14 protein-coding genes are annotated in these 20,111 nt (G+C 69.1%); 11 read left to right on the top strand and 3 right to left on the bottom strand.

The window, feature by feature from the left end; all coding sequences use genetic code 11:
• Nucleotides 1-6: 6 nt before the first annotated feature.
• The 9 genes from carA (at nucleotide 7) to AC5RWG_RS02145 (ending at nucleotide 11,570) form a co-directional block, all read left to right on the top strand.
• Entirely contained in the window at nucleotides 7-1,212 is a 1,206-nt protein-coding gene (gene carA / locus AC5RWG_RS02185; RefSeq protein WP_494025954.1) for a glutamine-hydrolyzing carbamoyl-phosphate synthase small subunit, read from the top strand.
• On the top strand, nucleotides 1,212-4,511 hold the full coding sequence (gene carB, locus AC5RWG_RS02180; RefSeq protein WP_494166337.1) for a carbamoyl-phosphate synthase large subunit: 3,300 nt from the start codon (nucleotides 1,212-1,214) through the stop codon (nucleotides 4,509-4,511). Before carA ends, carB begins: the two co-directional genes overlap by 1 nt.
• Nucleotides 4,504-5,379: an orotidine-5'-phosphate decarboxylase gene (gene pyrF, locus AC5RWG_RS02175; RefSeq protein ID WP_494166336.1), complete on the top strand. Its 876-nt coding sequence runs from the start codon at nucleotides 4,504-4,506 to the stop codon at nucleotides 5,377-5,379. The genes carB and pyrF overlap by 8 nt, the downstream gene beginning before the upstream one ends.
• A gap of 173 nt (nucleotides 5,380-5,552) precedes the next feature.
• Nucleotides 5,553-5,870: an integration host factor, actinobacterial type gene (gene mihF / locus AC5RWG_RS02170; protein ID WP_493999796.1), complete on the top strand. Its 318-nt coding sequence runs from the start codon at nucleotides 5,553-5,555 to the stop codon at nucleotides 5,868-5,870.
• A 12-nt stretch (nucleotides 5,871-5,882) separates the two neighbouring features.
• Nucleotides 5,883-6,455: a guanylate kinase gene (gene gmk / locus AC5RWG_RS02165; protein WP_493999795.1), complete on the top strand. Its 573-nt coding sequence runs from the start codon at nucleotides 5,883-5,885 to the stop codon at nucleotides 6,453-6,455.
• A 42-nt stretch (nucleotides 6,456-6,497) separates the two neighbouring features.
• Nucleotides 6,498-6,761: a DNA-directed RNA polymerase subunit omega gene (rpoZ, locus tag AC5RWG_RS02160; RefSeq protein WP_493999794.1), complete on the top strand. Its 264-nt coding sequence runs from the start codon at nucleotides 6,498-6,500 to the stop codon at nucleotides 6,759-6,761.
• Nucleotides 6,762-6,785: 24 nt separating this feature from the next.
• A complete protein-coding gene (locus AC5RWG_RS02155) occupies nucleotides 6,786-8,066 on the top strand; it encodes a bifunctional phosphopantothenoylcysteine decarboxylase/phosphopantothenate synthase (RefSeq protein ID WP_494166335.1) in 1,281 nt (426 codons plus the stop codon).
• 157 nt (nucleotides 8,067-8,223) lie between these two features.
• Nucleotides 8,224-9,429, top strand: a complete 1,206-nt coding sequence (metK, locus tag AC5RWG_RS02150; protein WP_493999792.1) for a methionine adenosyltransferase — start codon at nucleotides 8,224-8,226, stop codon at nucleotides 9,427-9,429.
• A gap of 5 nt (nucleotides 9,430-9,434) precedes the next feature.
• Entirely contained in the window at nucleotides 9,435-11,570 is a 2,136-nt protein-coding gene (locus AC5RWG_RS02145) for a primosomal protein N' (RefSeq protein ID WP_494166334.1), read from the top strand.
• On the opposite strand, the gene AC5RWG_RS02140 is transcribed toward AC5RWG_RS02145, so the two are convergent.
• The 3 genes from AC5RWG_RS02140 to AC5RWG_RS02130 form a co-directional block, all read right to left on the bottom strand.
• Nucleotides 11,492-13,048: an HNH endonuclease gene (locus AC5RWG_RS02140; protein WP_494166333.1), complete on the bottom strand. Its 1,557-nt coding sequence runs from the start codon at nucleotides 13,046-13,048 to the stop codon at nucleotides 11,492-11,494. The two genes, AC5RWG_RS02145 and AC5RWG_RS02140, sit on opposite strands and share 79 nt — an antisense overlap.
• 615 nt (nucleotides 13,049-13,663) lie before the next feature.
• A complete protein-coding gene (locus tag AC5RWG_RS02135) occupies nucleotides 13,664-14,749 on the bottom strand; it encodes a glycosyltransferase family 4 protein (protein WP_494109270.1) in 1,086 nt (361 codons plus the stop codon).
• Nucleotides 14,746-15,624, bottom strand: coding sequence for an alpha/beta fold hydrolase (locus tag AC5RWG_RS02130; protein ID WP_494166332.1), 879 nt, complete (start codon nucleotides 15,622-15,624; stop codon nucleotides 14,746-14,748). Before AC5RWG_RS02130 ends, AC5RWG_RS02135 begins: the two co-directional genes overlap by 4 nt.
• A 313-nt stretch (nucleotides 15,625-15,937) precedes the next feature.
• On the opposite strand from AC5RWG_RS02130, the gene glpK reads away from it, so the two are divergent.
• Together glpK and leuS are read left to right on the top strand one after the other, a co-directional pair.
• A complete protein-coding gene (gene glpK, locus AC5RWG_RS02125; RefSeq protein ID WP_494166331.1) occupies nucleotides 15,938-17,452 on the top strand; it encodes a glycerol kinase GlpK in 1,515 nt (504 codons plus the stop codon).
• A 164-nt stretch (nucleotides 17,453-17,616) separates the two neighbouring features.
• Entirely contained in the window at nucleotides 17,617-20,106 is a 2,490-nt protein-coding gene (gene leuS, locus AC5RWG_RS02120) for a leucine--tRNA ligase (RefSeq protein WP_494166330.1), read from the top strand.
• The last annotated feature ends 5 nt before the right edge of the window (nucleotides 20,107-20,111 follow it).

Below are 20,111 nucleotides of genomic sequence, written 5' to 3'. Positions count from 1 at the left end.
CCTATCGTGAGCGCAGAAACAACTTACCTCTCCGCACCGGCGCTGCTGGTGCTCGAAGACGGCCGGACCTTCCGCGGCCGCAGCTACGGCGCGCAGGGCACCGCGCTGGGCGAGGCGGTCTTTTCCACCGGCATGACCGGCTACCAGGAGACCATCACCGATCCGTCCTACGCCCGCCAGCTGGTGGTGCAGACCGCACCGCACATCGGCAACACCGGCGTGAACGACGACGACGCGGAGTCCCGCAAGATCTGGGTGGCCGGGTACGTGGTCCGCGACCCCGCTCGCCGTCCCTCCAACTGGCGCTCCGAGCGCAGCCTGGACGACGAACTGGTCAACCAGGGCATCGTGGGCATCCAGGGAGTGGACACCCGCGCCCTGACCCGCCACCTGCGCGAACGCGGCGCCATGAAGGCCGGCATTTTCTCCGGTGACGCGGCCGCCCGCCCCGCCGCGGAGCTGCTGGCCGAGGTCACCGCGCAGCCGGCGATGGAAGGCGCCCGGCTCGCCGAAGAGGTCAGCGTCACCGAGGCCTACACCGTAGACCCGGCCGACCACGGCTGGGACGGGGAGCCGCGGTTCACCGTCGCCGCCCTCGACCTGGGCATCAAGGCCATGACCCCCGTCCGTTTCGCCGAGCGCGGGATCCGGGTGCACGTGCTGCCCGCCACCGCCAGTTTCGACGACATCCAGGCCGTCGCGCCCGACGGCATGTTCATGTCCAACGGGCCCGGCGACCCCGCCACGGCCGACCGCCAGGTGCTGCTGCTGCGCAAGGTGCTCGACGCCGGCCTGCCGTTCTTCGGCATTTGCTTCGGCAACCAGATCCTGGGCCGCGCCCTGGGCTTCGGCACCTACAAGCTGCGCTACGGCCACCGCGGCATCAACGTGCCGGTCATGGACCGGAGCACCGGAAAGGTCGAAATCACCTCGCAGAACCACGGCTTCGCCGTCGACGCCCCGCTGGACGGGCCCACTCTGGCCCCGGAGGAGCGCTTCGGCCGGGTCGAAGTCAGCCACGTCTGCCTCAACGACGACGTCGTCGAGGGCCTGAACTGCCTGGACATCCCCGCCTTCTCCGTCCAGTACCACCCGGAGGCGGCCGCCGGACCGCACGATGCGGCGCCCCTGTTCGACCGCTTCACCGACCTGATGAACTCCCGCCGTAACCAGACCGGGACCGCTTCCGAGACCATGAAGGAAAGCAAGTAATGCCCAAGAGAGAAGATCTGAAGTCCGTCCTGGTCATCGGTTCCGGTCCCATCGTGATCGGACAGGCGGCCGAGTTCGACTATTCCGGCACGCAGGCGCTGCGGGTGCTGAAGGAGGAGGGCCTGCGGGTCATCCTGGTCAACTCCAATCCCGCCACGATCATGACGGACCCCGAGTTCGCCGACGCCACCTACGTGGAGCCGATCACACCGGAGGTGGTCGAAAAGATCATCGCCAAGGAGCGCCCGGACGCCGTGCTGCCCACGCTGGGCGGCCAGACCGCCCTGAACACCGCGATCGCGCTGGACAAGAACGGCGTGCTGGACAAGTACAACGTGGAGCTGATCGGCGCCAACATCGCCGCCATCGAACTCGGCGAAGACCGGGAGAAGTTCAAGGGCGTGGTGGAGCGCTGCGGCGCCGAGTCCGCCAAGTCCGTGATCGTGCACTCGATGGACGAGGCCTTCGCCGCGGCCGAGGAACTGGGCTACCCGATGGTGGTGCGCCCGTCCTTCACCATGGGCGGCCTCGGCTCCGGGATGGCCTACAACGCGGACGACCTGCGCCGGATCGCCGGGGCCGGCATCCAATACAGCCCCACCAGCGAGGTGCTGCTCGAAGAGAGCATCCTGGGCTGGAAGGAATACGAGCTCGAGATGATGCGCGACAAGAACGACAACGTCGTCGTGGTGTGCTCGATCGAGAACTTCGATCCGGTGGGCGTGCACACCGGCGACTCCATCACGGTCGCCCCCGCCATGACGCTGACCGACCGCGAGTTCCAGAAGCTGCGCGACATCTCCATCGCGGTGATCCGCGAAGTCGGCGTCGACACCGGCGGCTGCAACATCCAGTTCGCCATCGAACCGGACACCGGCCGCGTCGTCGTGATCGAGATGAACCCGCGCGTCTCCCGGTCCTCCGCGCTGGCCTCCAAGGCCACCGGTTTCGCGATCGCCAAGATCGCCACCAAGCTGTCGCTCGGATACACGCTGGACGAGATCCCCAACGACATCACCCAGCAGACCCCGGCCGCCTTCGAACCGACGCTGGACTACGTCGTCGTCAAGGTTCCGCGTTTCGCGTTCGAGAAGTTCCCGGCCGCCGACCCGACGCTGACCACCACCATGAAGTCTGTCGGCGAGGCGATGGCCATCGGCCGCAACTTCACCGAGGCGCTGCAGAAGGCGCTGCGGTCGCTGGAGCAGAAGGGGTCGCAGCTCGAGTTCGACCCGGTCAACGACTACGACGTGCCCGAACTGCTGGCCAGGTCCAGGGTCGGGTCCACCGAGCGGCTCTCGATGGTGCAGCGGGCGCTGCTCGGCGGTGCCACCGTCGAGCAGGTCTTCGAAGCCACGTCGATCGACCCGTGGTTCCTGGACCAGCTGCAGCTGATCAACGAAGTGGCCACCGAAATCCGCCGGGCGCCGGCACTGACCGAGGACATCCTGCGGCTGGCCAAGCGGCACGGCTTCTCGGATGAACAAATCGGCAAGCTCAGCCACACCAGCGAGGCAGTGGTCCGCGGGGTCCGTCACGCGCTGGGCATCCGTCCGGTGTTCAAGACGGTGGACACCTGCGCCGCCGAATTCGCCGCCTACACTCCGTACCACTACTCGTCCTACGACGAGGAGGACGAGGTCGAGCTGCACGCGAAGCCGTCGGTGATCATCCTCGGTTCCGGCCCCAACCGGATCGGCCAGGGCATCGAGTTCGACTACTCCTGCGTCCATGCCACCATGGCGCTGCGCAAGGCCGGGCACGAGACGGTCATGATCAACTGCAACCCGGAGACCGTCTCCACCGACTACGACATCTCCAACCGCCTGTACTTCGAGCCGCTCACGCTCGAGGACGTGCTGGAGGTCATCGCGGCGGAGGAGCGCACCGGCGGCGTGCTCGGCGTGTTCGTGCAGCTGGGCGGCCAGACCCCGCTGAAGCTGGCGCAGGCACTGGCGGACGCCGGCATCCCGATCCTGGGCACCTCGCCGGAGGCCATCGACCTGGCCGAGCACCGCGGCGCCTTCCAGCGGGTGCTGGATTCGGCCGGGCTGGTAGCCCCGAAGAACGGCACGGCGGTTTCCTTCGAGGAAGCGAAGAAGATCGCCGACGAGATCGGCTACCCCGTGCTGGTCCGCCCGTCGTACGTGCTGGGCGGGCGCGGCATGGAGATCGTCTACGACGAGGCCAACCTGTCGCGCTACATCGCCAACGCCACCGAGATCACGCCGGACCATCCGGTGCTGGTGGACCGCTTCCTGGAAGACGCCATCGAGATCGACGTCGACGCCCTCTACGACGGCAAGGACCTCTACGTCGGCGGCATCATGGAACACATCGAGGAGGCCGGGATCCACTCCGGCGACTCCGCCTGCGTGCTGCCGCCGATCACCCTGGGCGCCGACGTGCTGGACCGGGTGCGCAAGGCCACCGCCGCCATCGCCGAGGGCGTGGGGGTGCGCGGCCTGATCAACATCCAGTTCGCCCTGGCCGCCGACGTGCTCTACGTGATCGAGGCCAACCCGCGCGCTTCCCGCACCGTCCCGTTCGTGTCCAAGGCCACCGGCGTGCAGCTGGCCAAGGCCGCGGCGCTGATCGGTACCGGCGTGGACATCGACATGCTGCGCAGCGTCTACAAGGTGCTGCCCGAGACCGGCGACGGTTCCCGGCTGCCGCTGGAGGCACCGGTGGCGGTGAAGGAAGCGGTGCTCCCGTTCAGCCGCTTCCGCACGCCGGAGGGCACCGTGGTCGACTCGCTGCTCGGCCCGGAAATGCGCTCCACCGGCGAGGTCATGGGCATCGACAAGTACTTCGACACCGCGTTCGCCAAGAGCCAGGCCGCGGCCGGCAGCGCCCTGCCCACGTCCGGCAAGGTATTCGTCTCGGTGGCCAACCGCGACAAGCGCTCCATCATCATGCCGGTCAAGCTACTGGTGGACCTGGGCTTCGAGATCCTCTCCACCGGCGGCACGGCCGAGGTGCTGCGCCGCAACGGCATCCAGTCCACCACGGTGCGGAAGGTCGCCGAGGGACGGTCCGACGACGGCGAGGGCACCATCGTCGACCTGATCACCGAAGGCCAGATCGGGCTCGTGCTCAACACCCCCTCCGGCGGCCAGGCCCGCGGCGACGGCTACGAGATCCGCGCGGCGGCGACGTCGGTGGGCACGCCGATCATCACCACGGTGTCCGAGTTCGGCGCCGCCATCCAGGCCATCGAAGCGATGCGCCAGTACGAGTGGGACGTCACCAGCCTGCAGGAGCACGCGGAGAACCTGAAGGCCGCCTTCCATGCCTGAGCCGCACGCCCGGCCGCAGCGCGCCGCCTTCGGGCAGCGGCTGCGGGCGGCGATGGAGGCCCGCGGGCCGCTGTGCGTGGGGATCGACCCGCACCCGTCGCTGCTCTCCGCCTGGGGACTGAACGACGACGCCGGAGGGCTGGAACGCTTTTCCCTCACCGTGTTGGACGCGGTGGGGGAGCAGGCTGCCGCCCTCAAGCCCCAGGTGGCCCTGTACGAACGGCACGGTTCGGCCGGCATGGCGGTGCTGGAGAAGCTGCTGGCGGCCGCGGCCCAGGCCGGTGCCCTGACCATCGCCGACGCCAAGCGCGGCGACATCGGCTCCACCATGGCCGCCTACGCGGACGCGTGGCTGCGCGACGGCTCTGCGCTGGCGGCCGACGCCGTGACGCTCAGCCCCTACCTTGGGTACGAATCGCTGCGGCCGGCGCTGGACCTGGCGTCGGCAACCGGCCGCGGGGTGTTCGTGCTCGCGCTGACCTCCAACCCGGAGGGCGCCAGCGTGCAGCACGTCGGCGGCACCGAATCCGTGGCCGCCCGGATCGCGGAAGCGGCCGCGGCGGACAACGCCGAGGCCGGCCGCTCCGGTGAGCTGGGCTCCGTGGGCCTGGTGGTCGGCGCCACGGTCCGGGCCGAGGTGATGGAACGGCTCGGGCTGGACCTCGCCGCGGTCAACGGGCCCTTGCTGGCCCCAGGGCTGGGCGCCCAGGGTGCCACCGGGGCGGACATCGCGGCGGCCTTCGGCTCCGCCGTCGGGAACGTCCTGGCCACCTCCAGCCGGGACATCCTCCAGGCCGGCCCGGACACCGCCGGCTTGCGCGCCGCCGCGGACCGCACCCTGGCCGGTTTGGCGGGCCTCTCGGCTTGAGCAGCAAGCCGACCAGGCGGGGCCTCGTGCGGCCGGCAATCGGCTGCCCGGTCCACACCTCCTGCGCCGGGCAGCGGCCCTCAGCCGCGGTGGTGCCGTTCTGGTAAGTTCAATTCATGCCCAATATGCCCGCCCGGCATCTTGTCCGACGGGCCGGATTGTCTGGAGGAGCTGTGGGTCTTCGACCGCTGACGGAGAGCGAACGCACCACCGCCCGGCTGAAAGCGACGGCCGCCCGGGTCGAGCGCGCGGAAATCAAGGCCAAAGTGAAATCCGGCGCCATGACCGTCGCCGAGGTAATCGAGGCGGCCGGGTCGATGGAATCGGTCGGCCGGCTGCGCGTGGCCGACCTGCTCGAATCGTTGCCGGGCATCGGACCGGTCCGCGCCGCCGCCATTATGGAGGCGGTCCGCATCGCGCCCAGCCGCCGGCTGCGCGGGCTCGGCATCCACCAGCGGCGAGCCCTGATAGACCACTTGGAATCCCAGTAACAGATGGAAGATATGTCCGACAAACCCCGCCTGACCGTTCTCGCCGGCCCCACCGCCGTCGGCAAGGGCACCGTTTCCACCTATATCCGCGACAACTACCCCGACGTCTGGCTTTCCGTATCCGCCACCACCCGGGAACCGCGGCCCGGCGAGCAGGACGGCGTCCACTACTTTTTCGTCGGCCCCGAAGAGTTCGACCGCCTGGTGGCGGCCGGCGACATGCTGGAATGGGCCCTGGTGCACGGCCGGAACCGCTACGGCACGCTGCGGCGCACCGTGGAAGAGGCCATGGCAGACGGAAAGTCCGTGCTCTTGGAGATCGACCTGCAGGGCGCCCGGCAGGTCAAGCAGTCCATGCCCGATGCCACGTTCGTGTTTCTGGCCCCGCCCAGCTGGGAGGAAATGGTCCGCCGGCTGGTAGGGCGCGGCACGGAAACACCCGAGGAACAGCAGCGCCGGCTGGAAACCGCTAAACTGGAACTTGCTGCCGAGCCCGAGTTCGATTTCACCGTCGTGAATGACGATGTCAAGCGGGCGGCAGACGAGCTCGTTTCATTGATGGGACTTGTTCCGCACCCGCGCTGAGCGGGCCCCGAAGAACACATCCCGGAACCCATTGGAGATTTTGTGTCGACCAACCTCGAAGGCATCATCAACCCGCCGATCGACTCCCTGCTGGAAGCAACGGATTCGAAGTACGCGCTGGTGATTTACGGTGCCAAGCGTGCCCGCCAGATCAACGCCTACTACTCGCAGCTGCACGAAGGCCTGTTCGAGTATGTCGGCCCGCTGGTGGACACCAAGCTGAACGAGAAGCCGCTGTCCATCGCACTGCGCGAAATCAACGAGGGCCTGCTGGTCAGCAAGCCCGTCGAAAAGGTTGCAGAGTAACCAGCGTCTAACACCGGGGCAGGCATGCGGATCATTTTGGGCGTAGGCGGCGGGATCGCCGCCTACAAGTCGGCATCCCTGCTTCGGTTGTTTAAGGAAGCCGGCCACGAGGTGACGGTCATCCCGACCGACGCCGCCGAGAAGTTCGTTGGCCGCGCCACCTGGGAGGCCCTCTCCGGCAACCCGGTGAGCAACAGCGTGTTCGATGCCGTCGAGTCGGTCAACCACGTCCGCCTCGGCCAGGAAGCCGACCTCGTGGTGGTATGCCCGGCCACAGCGGACCTGTTGGCGCGCGCCGCGGCCGGCCTGGCCGGCGACCTGCTCACCAACACCCTGCTGGTGGCCACCGCGCCGGTGGTCTTTGTGCCGGCCATGCACACCGAAATGTGGCAGCACCCGGCTACCGCGGCGAACGTGGCCACGCTGCGCGGCCGCGGCACCACGGTGATGGACCCGGCCATCGGGCGGCTCACCGGCAAGGACACCGGCCCCGGCCGGCTGCCCGAACCGGCGGACATCTACGACTTCATCACCGCAGCCCTCGCAGACGGGACTCTGCAACCGCGGACGACGGCGGAGGCCGGCTGGCCGGCGGATGCGCCCGCCACCGCCCTCGCGGCTCCGGAACCCGGTCCGCTGGCCGGCAAGCGGGTCCTGGTCACCGCCGGCGGCACCCGCGAACCGCTGGACCCCGTGCGCTTCCTGGGCAACCGGTCCTCCGGCAAGCAGGGCGTGGCGCTGGCCCGCGCCGCTGCGGCCGCGGGAGCAGAGGTTGAACTGATCGCCGCCCACCTTGAGGTGGATATCCCGGACGGGATCAAGTCCAGCTCCGTGGAAACCGCCCTGGACCTGCGCGAGGCGACGCTCGAAGCGGCGGCGCGCTCCGACGTCGTCATCATGGCAGCCGCCGTGGCCGATTTTCGTCCGGCTGAAGTGACCGACACCAAGATCAAGAAGCGCGACGACGCCGACGACCCCGTGATCACGCTGGTGCGGAATCCGGACATCCTGGTGGAGGTCGTGCAGCAGCGCGGCCCCGGCGATGTGCCGCTGATCGTCGGTTTCGCCGCGGAGACCGGCGACGACCGCGGCGACGTGCTCGACTACGCGCGCAGCAAGCTCGAGCGAAAGGGCTGCGACCTGCTGGTGCTCAACCGCGTGGGCCGCGACCTGGTGTTCGGGCAGGATGACACCGAGATCACGGTGCTGGCGCGCAGCGGCGTCGAACTGCAGACCCACCGCGGCAGCAAAGACAGCGCGGCGGCCGTGGTCGTCGAGCGCATCACCGCCGAACTCTCCCGCTGAAACTGCGCGCTGACACTGCGCGCGGGCGCTTCCGGCCGGCCGCGGGAACCGGCCCGCCCGTGACCCCCTGTGTACTACCGTTTCGCTCCATGACCCGGCCTTTCGAGGCCGCCTCAACCGTTCCGTGGCGGTCCTCGCCAGCAAGTAAGGTATGTCTGTGACTTCTTCTGACAGCAATCTGCGGCTCTTCACGTCCGAGTCCGTGACCGAAGGCCATCCGGACAAGATCTGTGACCAGATTTCCGACGCCATTCTCGACGCGCTGCTGCGCGAGGATCCCGAGTCGCGGGTAGCCGTAGAGACGCTGACGACGACCGGCCTGGTACACGTGGCCGGTGAGGTCACCACGAAGGGCTATGTGGAGATCCCGCAGATTGTCCGCGACACCATCCTGGAGATCGGGTACAACTCCTCGGATAAGGGGTTTGACGGCGAGCGTTGCGGCGTGTCGGTTTCGATCGGGCAGCAGTCGCCGGAGATTGCCTCCGGGGTCTTTAACTCGTTCGAAACCCGCGAGGGGACCGGCATCGATGCGCGCGATGCCCAGGGTGCCGGTGACCAGGGCATCATGTTCGGCTATGCCAGCGACGAGACCGACGTCTTGATGCCCGCACCGATCTGGCTCGCGCACCGGCTGTCCGAGCGTCTGACCGAGGTGCGGAAGGACGGGACGCTTCCGTATCTGCGGCCCGACGGCAAGACGCAGGTGACCATCGGTTATGACGGCGACAAGCCGGTGTCGGTTAACTCGGTCGTGATTTCCAGCCAGCATGAAGGCGGCGTGGACCTCGAACACCTGCGTGCTGACCTCGCCTCGCGCGTGATCGAGCCGGTGCTTGCGGCCAGCTCCCTGGATGCCACCAACGTGCGCTACATCCTCAATCCGGGCGGCGACTTCGTGATCGGCGGGCCGGTGGGCGACGCCGGGTTGACCGGACGCAAAATCATCGTGGATACCTACGGCGGCATGGCCCGTCACGGCGGCGGCGCATTTTCCGGCAAGGATCCGTCCAAGGTTGACCGTTCCGCTGCCTATGCCATGCGCTGGGTGGCCAAGAACGTGGTCGCCGCGGGACTGGCCCGGCGCGCCGAGATCCAGATCGCGTACGCCATCGGGATGGCGCGGCCGGTCGGCATCTACGTCGAAACCTTCGGAACCGAGACCGTTGACCCGGCGCGCATCGCCCAGGCGATCGAGGAAGTCTTCGACCTGCGTCCGCTGGGCATCATCGACGACCTGCAGCTCAAGCGGCCCATCTACAAGCAGACCGCGGCGCACGGCCATTTCGGCCGCGAACATCCCGACTTCACGTGGGAGCGAACCGACCGGGCCGACGCGCTGCGCAGCTACTTCAACGCCTGAGCCTGATGGGCTCTGATCCGCACCAGCTGAGCCTGCTGCAGGGCTTCGGTGCCCCCAAGCAGGCGCCGGGTACCTCGCCGGCGGCGGCGAACGACCCGGTGGCGCAGGTGCTGATCGAAACGTCGCTGCCACATCTGGACCGGATCTTCGACTATCTCGTGCCGGAGAATTTGGACGACGACGCTGTTCCCGGCGCGCGGGTCAAGGCTCGTTTCGGCGGCCAGGAAATGAGCGGGTACATCACCCGCCGCACGTCGGAGGTGCCGGAAGGGGTCAAGCTGGCGCCCTTGGCCAAGGTGGTTTCCGCGCAGCCGGTGCTGACCGAGGAGCTGCTCCGGCTGGCCACGTCCGTGGCCGAGCGCTACGCAGGGAATGTCAGCGACGTACTGCGCGCCGCCATCCCGCCGCGCGTCGCCAAGGTGGATAAGGAATTCGCCGCCCGGGAGGCGGGCCAGTCGGCTGACCCGGCACCTCCGGCTAGCACCGGGCCTTCGGCCGGCCCGGCACTTTCGGCTGACCCGGCACCTCCTACTACCGCCGCGCCTCCGGCTACCGTGCCGGTCGCGGATGGCGCAGAGCGAGCCTTCGCCGGTTATGACGGCGCCGGCGAGTTTCTGGCCCGGCTGGCGTCGGGTGCGGCCCCGCGTGCCGTGTTGGCCAGCCACAAGTCCTACGGCCCTGCTTCGTGGACGGCCCAGGTAGCCCACGCCGTGGCGAGCGTACGGCAGAGCGGCCGCGGCGCCGTCGTCGTCGTCCCGGACGCCAAGGACCTGGCACGGCTGGAAGCCGAACTGGAGCGCGTCCTCGGCGCGGACCAGTATGTCCGCCTGACTGCCGAGGATGGGCCGACGCCCCGCTACCGGAACTACCTGCGGTTGCTGCATGGTGAGGTCTCGGTGGCCGTGGGGACGCGCTCGGCCGCCTTCGCTCCGGTGCAGGATCTGGGACTGGTAGCCATGTGGGACGACGGCGACGACCTGTTGCTGGAGCAGCGTTCCCCGTACCAGCATGCGCGCGAGGTGTTGTTGCTGCGCACGGCACAGGCCGGTTGCGCGGCCCTTTTCGCCGGTGTCTCGCGCAGCGGCGAAACACAGCGCCTGGTTGAGAGCGGCTGGGCGTCGGCGCTCACACCTGCCCGGCCGTTCGTGCGCCAGGCGACCCCGCGGATCCTCAACACGGCGGATTCGTTCCAACAGGAACGCGATCCCATGCTGCGCCATGCCCGCCTGCCGCATGCCGCGTGGCTCGCCGCCAAGGAAGGCCTGGAGCGCGGCCCGGTGCTGGTCCAGGTGGCGCGGACCGGCTTTTCACCTGCCCTTGCCTGCCAGGACTGCCGCACGCCTGCCAGATGCACCGACTGTAATGGGCCGCTGGCGCAGCCGGGCCGGTCCGCGGCGCCGGCGTGCCGGTGGTGCGGCCGGTTGGCCACGAACTACTCCTGCCCGGAATGCGGGTCGCACAGGCTCCGCGCCTCTGCGGTCGGCGCCCTGCGCACGGCGGAAGAACTGGGACGTGCGTTCCCAGGGGCGACGGTCGTGTCTTCCTCGGGGGAACACATCAAGTCCGTGGTCGAGTCACGTAAAGCCCTAGTGGTCGCAACACCGGGAGCCGAGCCGGTGGCGCCCGATGGGTACGCCGCGGCGTTGCTGCTGGATGGCAACGCCATGCTCAGCCGCGAGTCTCTGCGCACCCCCGAAGACGTGCTGCGCCGGTGGTTCCGCGCCGCGTCGCTGGTGCAGCCGTCGTCCGAAGGGGGGCTGGTGGTAGTCACCGCCGACCAAGACGCGGTTGTGGCGCCCTTGGTACGGTGGGACCCCTCCGGCGCCGCAGCCCGGGAAATTCAGTTGCGGCGTGAGCTTCAGCTTCCCCCAGCCGTCAGGATCGCCGCCCTGACCGGGAAGCCCTCAGGCATTGAAGCCTTCATGGCGGACTTTGAGCTCAGCGGCAGCCTTCGATGCGTCGGGCCCGTTGAGCTTTCGGCCCGATCCGGGGAGAGCAGCGAGCACCGCCTGCTGCTGTTCTTCAGCTATCAGGACGGACCCCGCGTGACTGCCGCGCTTCGTCACCGCAAGGCGGCGCTGTCCGCCAAGCGCGTCCCCGACCCGGTGCAGGTGCGCTGCGATGGGACCGACCTGCTGTAACCTTCCGCACGCGCGGTCCGGCGGCGGGCGCGGGACGCAGGGGCTGCTTTTGCTTCCGTCAGCGGCGTGCCTGGTAGTGGTGGCGGGGTGGAGGTGTAGGTGTGTCCGGTGGGGGTGGTGGTTTCCACCGTGTGGTGGGGTCCGTCGAGGGTGCGGCTGGACCAGCCTTCGGCTTCCTTTGACTGGTTGCATTGTTCGCACAGTCCCTGGCCGTTGGCCATGGTCGTTTCACCGCCTTGTGACCAGGGCACGATGTGGTCGATGTGCCGGATCGGGGCGTCGCACCAGGGCCTTGCGCAGACCGCGTCGCGGGCGTGGATCATCCGGCGCATCCCGTCCGGGAATCTCCGTGCGGCCGAGTCCATCCCCAACAGCTGCCCGGTCCCCGGCGCGGTGTAGAGGCGGCGGACCCAGACGTCCTCCACGCTGGCCTGTAGCAATACCTTGGTGCGTTGGGCCTGCTCGCGGGCGGTCTTCCACCCCGGTTCGGTCCCGGCCGGCGGCGCCTGCTGCCCGGCCCCGCCCGGCGGGCTGCCGCCGGTTGCTGCCAGTGCTGGCGCCGGTGCCGGCTTTTGCGGCGGGCGGGTGAGGTTGCGGGCGTAACGGGCCGGGACGATGCCGTGCCCGGTCAGCCAGGCCGGTTCGGCCTCACCCCGCAGCAGGGCGCGGTCGGTCATCACCAACTGGATTTCCAGCCGGGCCGGGTCGGCGGTGCTGCGGCCGGTGACGCGTTCGAACACGGTATCGGCCATCATCTGGCCCCGCGACCGGGGGTCGCCCGTGCTGCGCAGCCGGTCCGCTTCCTTGTGCAGGGCGGCCATCACCGCCACCCCCTGGACCACCGGCAGCAGGGTCCGGACCGAGACCATCGTGTCCGGTTCGGGCCGGGAGGACACATGCCGGTCCGCTTCGGCCTTCGCCGCCCGGTCCACCACCGAGCGGGGATCGAGCCGGTAGGCCAGGCGTTTGGCTTCGGCCCGCAGCGCCCGGTTCCCGAGCCCGTGCAGCCGGTCCCGGTTCCCGACCAGTTCCCGGTCAACCCGGGCCCGGTGCTCCGGGGACAGGCAGCCGGTTTCCTGGGCCAGGATCTCGGCCCGGTATTCGTTCAGGTCCCCCGCGGCGAGGGCGGCCAGGGTGTGCGGCATCTGTGTGACCAGGGTCCGGGACAGGTTCAGCAGGACCGAGGCACGGTGCGGGGACTCGCGCCTGGCCAACCCGATCTGGGCGGCCACCCCGGCGCCCTGCCGGTCTTTCGGAATCCCGGCGCAGGCACGGCGGGCACGCATTGATTCCTCCAACGCGACCTGCACCCTGGCCTGCGCGGCCGCGGCGGCAGCCTTCAAACCCTCCAACGCCGTCAGCTCCTCCACCAACTCCCGCTCCGACGCACCCACGTCGATGCCCGCGAGGGCAACGGCAGCAGCGCGAACAGCGGCAGAATCCAGCGGAGCCGAGGCCGGTCCGGGCTCCCGCAACAAACCGCTGCCAGCAGGTGATTCCAGGGCGGCCGGGTCTGTGACCCACGGGGCTCCGGCAGGCGGTCCTGCTGCAGGTGAAGGCGATGCTGCAGTGTCCGCGGCTGCGGCAGGCGGTGCTGCGGCCCCCGCCCCTGCGGCTGGGAATCCCGCAGCGGGAGGTTCGGGTACGGCCGGATCAAACATCTCAGCGTCTCAATCTTCAGCATGCGCACTGCATGGCCTCGACTACGAGCGGTCACGAACCCTGGGCGGATCCGCGGACGCCGCCGGCAAACCCACAACCCGGCGGCCAACGATGGTGCGAACTGCTACTGAAAACAGGCTATCCGCCGCCACTGACAGTTTCGGAGGACGCGGCCTCCGCCTCCGCTGACGGTGCCGCTGCCGCTGCCAGTGACGGTGCCGGTGACGGTGACGATGACGGCGACGGTGCAGGTGACGGCAGCACGGCAGACTGTGGAGTGTCCCTGACCGAAGGCGCCACATTGGGACGGACATCCGCCGTCAGCAGCTCCACCCGCTCGCGCGGTGTGGGAAGAAGAAATGAGTCGACGTGTCGATCGGGCGCTTCAGGAACGACATCCAACGGCTCCTCCCCGCCTGCCGGCCACCAAACTAACGGGACCGGCCCCGCCGTCGTTCCAGCACTTCCTCGGCGGCGGCGACCAGCTGCTTGGCCGACTCGTTCCAGTCGTAGGCCGCCGCTCGGCGGATGCTGGCCTCCGACGCCGCGCGGAAGGCACCGGGCTGGTCGAGCGCCGCCACCGCCGCTGCGAAGTCGGCGGGCTCATCCGGGTCCACGAGCGTGACGGCGCCGCCACCGACCTCGCGAAAGATAGGGATGTCGCTGGCGATCACCGGTGTCCCGGCTGCCATGGCCTCGATCAGCGGCAGGCCGAAGCCTTCGTCGCGGGAGAGGGTGACCAGCGCCGTGGCCCGTTGCAGCAGCTGCTGATACCCGTCGTCGGAAATCCCGTTGTGGAAGACCAGCCGGCGAGGGTCGACGGCCCGCGCCTCCAATTCGGCCTGCCGATCAGGACGCACCGGGCTGAGCAGATGGAGCCGGTAGTCCGGCAGCAGCGCCATGGCGTCAACGATGGTTTCAACGTTCTTGTACGGCATGAACGAGCCCATGTAGAGCAGCGTCTTGTCGCGGCCGCCGGCGGGATCACGCGGCGCTCCCTGCGGCTGGGCGGCGTTGGAAACAATCCGGATCGGCCTGCGGGTGAGCCGGTGACGTTCCATCAGCGCCTGCGTGGTGTGGCTGATGGTGGCCACCGTGTCCGCACGGTTCAACAGCAGGCGCTGCGGCCAGTAGGCCTTGTGGTAGAGCCGCCACAGCCACTGCACCGGCTTCGGCAGGAAGCCCGGCGGTTTGGGGTGGGAGTAGTAGATCAGGTCGTGCAGCGTCAGGATCAGCCCGTATCTGCGGCCGAAACTGCCCATGGTCTGCATCGGGCAGACGACGACGTCGGCGCCCAGCTTGTTCACGCGGCGCGCCACGAAGAGTTCGGCGGGGGAGAGGGGGCTATTGATCTTGACCCAGGGCACGTCGGGCAGGAACTGCAGCTGCCGCTCGTCGTTGATCAGCATGCTCACGTCCGCCAGCCTGGACGCGGCTTCGATGAGGCTGGCGCCGTAGCGGCTAATGCCGTCCAGCTGGTCGGTGCGGGTGAACCGGGCGTCAATCAGGAGTTTCATGCACTCATTCCGTCGATGAAGTCCCGGATGAAGGCGGCGGCCGCTGCCGGGGTTTCGTAATGGATCAGATGCCCGACGGCGGGGATCACTTCCAGCCGGGAGTCCGGGATCATCGCCGCGAGCCTGCGCTGGCTCGCCACGGAACCGATGTCATCCCGTTCGCCGGCGATCAGGAGGACCGGAAGCTCCAGCAGGCCGGCGACCTGCGCCACATCGGCGGAGATGGACGCCCGGAAGGCCTCCAGCACCACCCTCCGGTTCGCGAAGGCGCTGAAGTAGGCGTCGTGCTGCCCGTGGATGTAGGAACGCAGCTGCGGGTCGCGGGTCTTCGCCATCATGATGCTCATGCCCCGGACGATCAGCCGGTGGCGCAGCAGCCAGAGACCCAGCCGCTCGGGCAGCTTGGCCCCGGCGAAGTAGTAGAACCCGGCGAGCCGGGAGGGGATCGCCTTGGGTCCCTGCAGCGCGGGTTCGCTGATCGGGTTGACTAGGACGGCGGCCCGGAAGCTGCCCGGATGCGCCGCCAGGTAGTGACTCACCACGATGGACCCGAAGGAGTGTCCCAGGATGTAGGTGTCCGGGCCCAGCTTGAGTTCGCCGGCCAGGGCGTGCAGGAACCGGGTGTAACCCTCGATCCCGTGGCTGCCGGCAGTAAGCGGCTCCGATTCGCCGAAGCCGGGAAGGTCGGGGGCGATCACCCGGTAACCGGGCAGCCGGCCCACCACCAGTTCCAACCCGTGGTGATCACCGCGGAAGCCGTGGATGACCAGGAGGGTGGGCGCGCCGTCGTCGTCCGCGGGATATTCCCAGTAGCGCACCCGGGCGCCGTCGAGCAGAAGTTCGCGGCGCACCGCACGGTCGGCAACGGCGGTCACGCCGGGGTCCTTCCTGATTTCATGCCTTCGACTCTACCGACCTGCGGGCGCGTTGCCGCGCAGCGCGGCCGATGTTGCCCAGGGCCGACGACGGCGACCGCCGCGGGAGCGGCACAGGTGAGGGCACAGCCGGGGCTGGCATCGGACAGGCGCGGGGCGCAGATACGGAGGCAGGCGCCGGCTGGCACACGCCGCAAGCGGGCCGCACGGCGGACGACGGCGAGGGCGAGCTCGATTGACGCTGCCGTGCGCCGCCGGTTAGGTTCGACAGCAGCCGGGCACCGAGGCCCGGATCGGAGCGTGGAGGACACAGATGGCGGAGTTCGTGCTGGCGATCGACCAGGGGACCACCTCCACGCGCGCGATTATTTTCGACCACTCCGGGACGCCGGTCTCCACCGGCCAGCGCGAGCACCGGCAGATCTTCCCGCAGCCGGGCTGGGTGGAACACGACCCGCTGGAAATCTGGGACAACACCCGCGAGGTGGTGGGCACGGCGCTGTCCCGGGCCAGCCTGACCCGGCACGACATCGCCGCCGTCGGCATCACCAACCAGCGCGAAACCACGGTGGTGTGGGAGAGGAGCACCGGCCGGCCGGTCTACAACGCGATCGTCTGGCAGGACGTGCGCACGCAGCAGATCTGTGACGAACTGGCCGCCGACGGCGGGGTGGACCGCTTCCGCGAGCAGACCGGTCTCCCGCTGGCGCCCTACTTCGCCGGGACCAAGCTGGCCTGGATCCTGCGCAACGTGGACGGGGCGCGGGAACGGGCCGAGGCCGGCGAGCTGCTGTTCGGCACCACCGACAGCTGGGTGCTGTGGAACCTGACCGGCGGGCCGGACGGCGGCACGCACGCCACCGACGTGACCAACGCCTCCCGCACCCTGTTCATGGACCTGCGCACGCTGCAGTGGGATGGGGAGATTCTGGACGCCTTCGGCGTGCCGGCCGCGATGCTGCCGGAGATCCGCTCCTCGTCCGAGCCCTATGCGACCGTGCACGGCTCGCAGCTGCTGCGGCACGTCCCGGTCGCGGGCATCCTCGGCGACCAGCAGGCGGCCACGTTCGGGCAGGCGGCCTTCAACCCCGGCGAGGCCAAGAACACTTACGGCACCGGGTGCTTCGTGCTGGTCAACACGGGCGAGGAGATCGTCAGGTCGTCGCACGGCCTGCTGACGTCCGTGGGCTACCAGTTGGGCAAGGCGGCGCCGCACTATGTGCTGGAGGGGTCCATCGCCGTCGCCGGGTCGCTGATCCAGTGGCTGCGCGACAACCTGGGCCTGATCTCGTCCGCGCAGGAGGCGGAGCAACTGGCGGGCACGGTCGAGGACACCGGCGGCTGCTACTTCGTGCCGGCGTTCTCCGGCCTGTTCGCCCCGTACTGGCGGCAGCACGCGCGCGGCGCCCTGGTCGGCCTGACCCGCTTTGTGACCAAGGCGCACATTGCCCGGGCCGCGCTGGAGGCCACGGCCTTCCAGACCCGGGAGGTCCTGGACGCGGTGAACGCGGACGCCGCGGTGCCGCTGACCGGTCTTAAAGTCGACGGCGGGATGGTCGCCAACGACGCGCTGATGCAGTTCCAGGCGGACATCCTGGGCGTGCCCGTGAGGCGGCCGCGGGTCACCGAGACCACGGCGCTGGGAGCCGCCTACGCCGCGGGCCTCGCCGTCGGATTCTGGGAGGACACGGAACAGCTGGCTAGGAACTGGGTGCAGGACAAGGTGTGGGAGCCGCAGATGCCGGCGGAAGAGCGGGAACGCAGGCTGCGTTTGTGGAAGAAAGCGGTCACCCGGACCTTCGACTGGGTCGACGACGATGTCCTGTGAACGTGCGGTAAAGTGGTCCCATGTTCGCACTGCTCCTTAGCTAGCCGCTGCCGCGGGGCCCAAGCCCTGCTTCAGCGGCCCGCCCCTCCGATGCCGAGGGGCTTTTGTGTGTCTAGGGGAGTCAGGCCAGTGCGCAGTACAGACAAGAGGACGAGGCAAGCACAGTGAGTACGCAGCCGGGAACGGAACAGCACGAGTACAGTTTCTCCGCCATGGAGGCCAAGTGGCCGGCCGTGTGGGAGGAACTTGATGTCTTCGCTCCCGCCGACGACGGTTCCCGCGAACGCCGCTACGTGCTGGACATGTTTCCCTACCCCTCCGGCGACCTGCACATGGGCCACGCCGAAGCCTTTGCCATGGGCGACGTGGTGGCCCGCTACTGGCGGCTGAAGGGCTACGACGTCCTGCATCCGATCGGCTGGGACTCCTTCGGCCTGCCGGCCGAGAACGCCGCGATCAAGCGCAACGCCCACCCCAGCGAGTGGACCTACGCCAACATCGATACCCAGGCGGCGTCCTTCAAGCGCTACGCGATCAGCGCCGACTGGTCGCGCCGGCTGCACACCTCCGACCCGGAGTACTACCGCTGGACCCAGTGGCTGTTCCTGCGGTTCTACGAGCGCGGCCTGGCCTACCGCAAGAACTCCCCGGTCAACTGGTGCCCGAAGGACCTGACCGTCCTGGCCAACGAACAGGTGGTCAACGGGGCATGCGAACGCTGCGGCACGCCCGTGACCAAGAAGAGCCTGAACCAGTGGTACTTCAAGATCACCGATTACGCCGACCGGCTGCTGGACGACATGGACGAGCTCAAGGGCCACTGGCCGGAGCGCGTGCTGGCGATGCAGCGGAACTGGATCGGCCGCTCCGAGGGCGCGCACGTCCGTTTCACGGTGGAGGAGGCGGGCGGACGCCCGGCCCGGGACGTCACGGTCTTCACCACCCGCCCCGACACCCTGAACGGCGCCACCTTCTTCGTGGTCGCGGCCGACGCGCACCTGGCGCTGGACCTGGTGGCCCCGGAGCACCACGATGCGCTGATGGCCTACCGGGAGCAGATTAAGGCACTCTCCGACATCGAGCGCCAGTCCACCGAACGCGAGAAGACCGGCGTGTTCCTGGGCCGCTACGCGATCAACCCGCTCAACGGCGAAAAGCTGCCGGTCTGGGCCGCCGACTACGTGCTGGCAGACTACGGGACCGGCGCCATCATGGCCGTCCCGGCGCACGACCAGCGCGACCTCGACTTCGCGAAGGCCTTCGACCTGCCGGTCCGCGCCGTCGTCGACACCGGGGAAGGGGATCCGGCCGAGACCGGGATCGCCACCAGCGGCGAAGGCACCCTGATCAATTCCGGCGAGCTGGACGGCCTGTCCAAGACCGAAGCCATCGCCCGCGCCATCGATCTGGTGGAGGCGGCCGGCACCGGCGAGAAGACCGTGAACTTCCGGCTGCGCGACTGGCTGCTGTCCCGGCAGCGGTTCTGGGGCGCGCCGATCCCGATCGTCCACTGCGACGAGTGCGGCGAGGTCCCGGTTCCCGATGACCAGCTGCCCGTGCGGCTGCCCGACGACCTGCGCGGCGAAGCCCTGTCGCCCAAGGGCACCTCGCCGTTGGCCTCGGCCGCGGACTGGGTCAACACCGACTGCCCGAACTGCGGCAAGGCCGCCCGCCGGGACACCGACACCATGGACACGTTCGTGGATTCGTCCTGGTACTACCTGCGCTTCGCCTCGCCGGACTACGCCGAGGGCCCGTTCGAGAAGGACGCCGCGGCCCGCTGGCTGCCGGTGGACCAGTACGTCGGCGGCGTCGAGCACGCCATCCTGCATCTGCTCTACAGCCGGTTCTTCACCAAGGTGCTCAAGGACATGGGCCTGATCGATTTCGACGAGCCGTTCCGTGCGCTGCTGAACCAGGGCCAGGTGCTCAACGGCGGCAAGGCGATGAGCAAGTCGCTGGGCAACGGCGTGGACCTGGGCGAGCAGCTGGACAAGTTCGGCGTGGACGCCGTGCGCCTGACCATGATCTTCGCCTCCCCGCCCGAAGACGACGTGGACTGGGCGGACGTTTCCCCCTCCGGCTCGGCCAAGTTCCTGGCCCGCGCCTGGCGGCTGGGACAGGACGTCGCCTCCGCTCCGGGCACGGAGTACGACGACGGCGACCGCGCCCTGCGCTCGGTCACCCACCGGACCGTTGCCGATGCCGCAGAACTGCTCGACGCCGGCAAGTTCAACGTGGTCATCGCCCGGCTCATGGAGCTGGTCAACGCCACCCGCAAGGCCATCGACGCCGGACCCGGTGCCGCCGACCCGGCCGTCCGTGAGGCCACCGAGGCAGTGGCCATCATCCTGAGCCTGTTTGCCCCCTACACCGCGGAGGACCTCTGGGCCCGGCTGGGCCACGAACCGTCCGTGGTCAAGGCGTCCTGGCCGGCCGTGGACCAGTCCCTGCTGGTGCAGGACACCGTGACGGCCGTGGTGCAGGTGGCCGGGAAGGTGCGCGACCGGTTGGAGGTGGCAGCCGACGTCGACGCGGACGAGCTGGAGAAGCTCGCCCTGGCCTCGCCGCAGATCATCCGGACCCTTGACGGCCGCGGAGTGCGCAAGGTGATTGTGCGCGCGCCGAAGCTGGTCAACATCGTGCCGGCCTGACCGGC

This window comes from Arthrobacter sp. Y3221160, assembly GCF_059092585.1.
This window is presented reverse-complemented; position numbering and strand designations above follow the sequence as displayed.